Source organism: Lutibacter sp., from assembly GCF_040883305.1.
GTDB lineage: Bacteria > Bacteroidota > Bacteroidia > Flavobacteriales > Flavobacteriaceae > Lutibacter.
This window is the reverse complement of the sequence record NZ_JBFLKT010000127.1, coordinates 1-5813: the sequence shown is the minus strand read 5'-3', so window position 1 is coordinate 5813 and position 5813 is coordinate 1. Positions and strand designations below refer to the sequence as shown.

General features: G+C 33.6%; 3 protein-coding genes and 1 pseudogene. All 4 read right to left on the bottom strand.

The window, feature by feature from the left end:
- On the bottom strand, positions 1-739 hold a 739-nt coding region (locus AB1Z17_RS03960), incomplete at its 3' end, for a hypothetical protein (protein ID WP_368050496.1).
- Positions 740-751: 12 nt separating this feature from the next.
- The gene (locus AB1Z17_RS03955) at positions 752-2245 is read right to left on the bottom strand and encodes a SusD/RagB family nutrient-binding outer membrane lipoprotein (protein WP_368050495.1); all 1494 of its coding nucleotides are present in this window, start codon (positions 2243-2245) and stop codon (positions 752-754) included.
- 12 nt (positions 2246-2257) lie between these two features.
- Positions 2258-5338 carry a SusC/RagA family TonB-linked outer membrane protein gene (locus AB1Z17_RS03950; RefSeq protein ID WP_368050494.1) on the bottom strand — a complete coding sequence of 1027 codons (3081 nt, stop codon included), beginning with the start codon at positions 5336-5338 and terminating at the stop codon, positions 2258-2260.
- Positions 5339-5538: 200 nt separating this feature from the next.
- Positions 5539-5813: pseudogene (locus tag AB1Z17_RS03945) on the bottom strand (hypothetical protein); the annotation flags it as partial.

The following is a 5813-nucleotide window of genomic DNA, read 5'->3' as shown; positions in this document are numbered from 1 at the left end:
TAATTGGTGAGCCATTTAATAAAGTTGGTTCCCCTGCTAAATCTTTATCTAAAACCGTTATTACTCCAGAATCGTCATCAACAGTAAAGTAAAAATCATTACCATCTGGCCAGTGACCAATACCACCATGTTTGTATAGTCCTGGAGAAATAGCTGAAATTGTTACAGGAATAGAGAAGTCACTTCTACGTGTACCTGAATTCCAGTACTGACCTATTTCCACATCATAAGTTCCTGCCAACGTGTTAGCATCTAGAGCTTTAAGTGTTAGTGAGAACGTGTTAACGTCAGAAACAGCTTCTGAAGAGCTTACAATTTCTATAACAATATCCTTAAAATCAAAAGGAACTAAACCGCCTGTTAATATGCGAATAGATGCATTGGCAGTAGTTTCTCCAGCAGGAATTGTAAAAGTTGTTGAAGTTAATTCAAATTCAATACCTTCTTTTGCCTGAGAGGTAGGGCTAGTTGCTATAGTAACCTCAACAGATCTATCTAAAGGTACATTTTTACCTCCAAAATAAGTGATTGGTATTTCATAATCTATTGGAGTATTTGCGGCATCCTTAATAATGTTAAGTTCAACCGAAGTGTTCTGAAATTGAGCTAATATAGGACCTTTACCAAAATCAGTCTCGTAGTCATCAATTAATAGATCGCAGGAAGTTAATGTTAAAAAACTTCCAATCATAAGAACGTATAAAATTCTTAAATTCTTAGTATTTATTATTTTTTTCATGATTTTCATTTTTTATCTCCAAAAAGGAGCTTTAGTAAATACATCTCCAGCAGATTGTGAAGGCACGTTATTGCTATTTCTTGATCTTTCTGATGAAGGATACAATAATCCTAGAGGTCTTTGACCATTAGATTCTTCAGGAATTGGTAAACCTAAAGGAAAACCTGTTCTTGTTAAATCAATCCATGATTCTATAGATGATGTTCCGTTTAGTGCTACCCACTTTTGAGTGATAATAGCCTCAATTTTATTAGGGGAGTTGCTCCAGCTTACATTTTTAATAGGTTGATTATAATAAGCTTCAGCTTCATTTTCAGCATCTTCAACACCTAATTGTATAAAAGAAGCTTCAATTGCTGCTTCATATAAATCCTGTGCAGCAGCATCCCCTCCAGGTAAATAACCCCTTACAGTTGCTTCTGCTTGCACAAATAAAGCTTCAGCCATAGACATTACTATTTGGTCTTGGTCGGCACTTACTAAAAGACCAGGGCCTACTTTAGATAAATCTTCAGAGGTAAATCCAGTTCCAGGTAAAACTGTTGATTGAACTGCTCCTTTGAAACCTCCATTTGCTGCTGCTTTGTAAAGTCTATCCATTCTTGGATCGTTCGCATTTGTTAACCATTCTAATGTATATTCAGAAGCTACAGTATAATCTTGTCTATTTTGTTGTGCTCCATTAGGCTGAACAAAATAGTCATAAAAAGGGCTTTGTTTGCTTTCATCACTTGAATATCCTGGGTTTGTAGCTGCATGTGTATGTATAAACCCACCACCGTTAGCAATTATTGAAGCAATTTCACCAGATATATACGAATCTTGACCTGTATTACTCATACGTACCAACATTCTTAATTTAATGCTATTGGCAAATTCAATCCAATCTTCCATGTGACCTCCAAAAATAATGTCTTGGCTGCCTGGATCTTCTGCATTATCTCCATTGTTAATTAAGGCAACTGCCGCATCTAAATCTGCAATTACGCTTTTATAAACCGTTTCTGCGTCGTCATAAGCAGGAGTTGGATTATCTCCTCTTAAATTTGCTTCAGTATAAGGGATATCACCATATAAATCTACTAATAATTGATATTGAAAACCTTTTACTATTTTAGAAATAGCTTTATAGTTAGAATAATCAACGGCTCCTGTTGGATCTTCATAAGTTTCAATATAGGTTAGATTTTTGAAAATAGAAACGTAAGATGTTTCAAATACATTACTAAAATCATCTGCACTAAAGTCATATCTCATATAGATTGAATTGGCTGACCAGTTTGAAGGCGTTGCCCAATTAACTACTAGTTGATTCCCTAGGTAAGTCATTGTTCGTGCGTTTAAATCAGTAAAGTCTGATAGCGCAACTGGCAATGTTAAACTAGGCGTAGAAATTGGTGGGCTGTTTGGGTTGTCGTTGACATCCAAGAAATCATCACAACTTACACTAACTATAGCAAGTGTAAACAGGAATAAAATTGTTTTTTTAATTTTTATATTTTTCATTTTATGTTTTTTTTAGAATGTTAAATTTACGCTCATTCCAAACTGTCTTGTAGGTGCTGTTTGAGATTGAGTTCCTACTCCAACTGCATTTCCTGTAGTAAAGTTGAATTCAGGATCAGTATATACGTTGTCTTTAGGTCTAACGGTAATTAAATTTCTTCCGAATAAACCAATAGATAAATCATCTATACCAATTCCTTCTAACATTTTTTGATCAAATGTGTAAGATAATAAAACCTCTCTTAACTTTAATGTTGTAGCATCAGTTACATAATTTTCTCTTACATCATTATAAGAATCCCAGAAAGCGTTACCACCACCTGATGTTAACCTATTGGTATTTGCTACATAACCACCAGCTCCATCAGAATAAGATGAGTTTGGAAAAACAAAAGGCTGTCTTCCCGATGTAGCACTATGCTTAGTTAAACCTGTAAATTCCATTGCATCAACAAGGCTATTGAAAAATACGTGACCAGTTCTGTAATCTGCAACTGCGTATAAACTCCAATTTTTATATCTTACTGTTGAATTAAGTCCTACAATATAATCCGGTACTGTTTTACCTTGAATTTGATTGACAGCATCTTGAATTGGATCTCCGTCTGCACCTACAATAATTCTACCTTCATCATCTTTTAAGTAAGATGTTGTTCTAATTTGCGGGTAAGGTTGACCAACTTTAGCTATAATTTGAGCACTTGTAAAACCACCAATATTTAATTCGTCTACACCATCTGCTAATGAAATAACTTCCGATTTAGTAGCAGCCCAGTTTATACCAGCATCCCAAGAAAAATTTTCAGCTCTTAAAATGGATCCACTTAATTCTACTTCAATACCTAAGTTTTGAATTTCACCAACGTTAACTACTGCTTGTGCAGCACCAGATGCATAAGAAACATCGGCATTTACTATTTGATCTGTAGAGTTTGTTTTATACCCAGTTATATTTGCAGTAAGTCTGTTTTGAAACCAACCTGATTCGATTCCAATTTCAAATGCTGTTGTAAACTCAGGGCTTAATTGAGGACTAGATACTGTGCTACTTTGTGATAAACCTACTGTAGTTCCATACGGGAAATTACTAGGTGAAAAAAAAGTTCCTTGTGTTCTATAAAGACCTGGGTCATTACCAGTTTTTGTTAAGTTAACACTTGTTTTTAAATAGCTTAGTCCATCGTTATTTATTATTTCAGGAAAAGCATTAGACGGTACAAAAGATACACCTGCTCCCCAATAAAAGAAAGAGTTATTATCTTTTGGTAATGTTGAACTCCAGTCATTTCTACCTGTAGCACTTAAGAATAAAAAGTCTTTGTATCCAACAGTTAAATCACCATAAACACCCATTTTTCGATACTCAGTATGTGATTCTCCACCTACTAATTCACCTGTTCTTGTTGATACATTATAGAAATCTGGAATAATTAAATCAGATCCTGATACATTAATGCTTTTACCAGTTTGAATCCTTAAATTGTGACCAGCTACAACTTTTAAATTAATATCTTCAGCTACATCTTTATCAAATCTTAATAAGAAATCGGTATTTGTTCTTGCTGAATTTGATAATCCATCTGCAGTTCTTGCACCATATTCATCTATTCTAGAGTAAACATGTGCTAATTCAAATGCGTATTCTAAGGCGCCAAATTCTCTTTTTGAGGCACTACTTGTAGCAGTATATCCCATATTTAAAGAAGCTGTTAACCAATCTGTAATTTCGTAGTTGGCATAAGCAAGAATGTTAAATTCATTAAAATCCGCCATCTCTCTTTGTGTATCTATAATAAAATAAGGGTTTTCGTAAAATGCAAAATAAGAAGTTTCATTTCTAGTAAACTGTCCAGTTCTCCAGTTTTTCAACTCTTCAATCGGTAAATGTAATGGTGTGTTAATAATATTCCAGTATAACGGTCTATCTTGACGTCCACCTTCTCCAACAACATTAGAGTGAGATCTAAAGAAAGATAAATTTCCACCAACACTTAATTTATTATAAGATTTACTTGCTTTTAATCTAAAGTTAGTTCTATTATAAGCATCTTTTGGTACAATACCTGTTGTGTTAGTTTGATCTATAGACATTAAAAAAGAACCAGTATCATCACCACCACTTACTGTAACACCATTTCTAATAGTAACACCAGTTTCAAAGAAATTTTTATGATTGTCTTTGATAGGAGTATAAGGCACTTGCCAAACAGAACCATCATCTAACGTTTCACTAGCGTCAACCATTCTTCCATCAAAGCGAGGTCCCCAAGCAACATTTTCTAATGGATATAGAGTTCCATCAGGAAACCCACCAACACCAAATTCATCTTGAAATTCTGGTAAGTACGCTGCATTTTCTGCTGTGAAAGATCCATTATAAGTAACTTTTAATTTACCCCTTCCTTGCCTAGTTGTCACTAAAACAACACCATTTGTTGCTTCAGATCCATAAAGTGCAGCTGCATTGGCTCCTTTTAAGACACTAATATTGTCTATATCGTTTGGGTTGATACGATCTAGAACACCTCTTGAAGAAGGAAAACCATCAACTACTATAAGTGCTTGATTGTCTCCTAATAAAGATCTACTACCCCTAAGCACAACTCTAGTGCTTGGATTAACACCGTTATTAGTTGTGTTAATTTGTAAACCAGCAACCTTACCTACAATTGCTGTAGCTACGTTGGCAGACTTAGTTTTGGTAAAATCATCGTTGCCTAACGTTTTAACCGCATAAGAAAGCTCTTTTGAGTTTCTTTTAATCCCAAGAGCAGTTACTACAACTTCTTCTAATGCTAGTGCAGATTCCGTCATCGTAACATTAATTTGATTTGATGTACCGACGGTCTTTTCTGTTGTATTCATACCAATATAGCTAAATTTAAGGATGTCTCCTGCTTTAGCATTGATTGAATATTTCCCGTCAAAATCGGTTTGAGTACCTGTATTGGTACCTTTAATAAGAACTGTTACTCCAGGTAGTGGTCCGCTTGCATCGCTTACTGTACCCGTAACAGTTTTTTCTTGTGCAAATGTGAATTGCACCAATAACGCTAATAATAGCGTTAATAAACCATTAAACTTTGTTTTCATTATATGAATTATTTGAATTAATTATGTCAAAAATCTTAATAATTTGTTAATAAACCAAACTTATTACTGTCAAACTCTTAATTTATGTTAAAAAAGGTTGGTATATTGTTAGAGGAATGTAGTTTTAATTAACAAAGTTGAATCTATTAGTTGAGGTTTATTTTAAAGTTGCGTTAGGCTAAATAGTTGATTAAGAAATTTTAAAAATAATAAGAAAGTTTTACATGTAATTTTGCATTATTAATTTTAAAGGGTTGGTTCTCAGTTTTCCCAACGACATAACTCAAATTAATAATACTATTCTTCGATTTAAAATTATAACCAAGCCCTAATCCAATTAACTTGTTTGAAGTATTGTTAAATTGGTTTTTAATAAAACCGAAATCGGAAATAGTGTATAGATAATTTGTTTTAGTTGTATAAAAAATATATTCCAAATTAGTTAAATTATAATTTGATGTTAATATACTTTGGT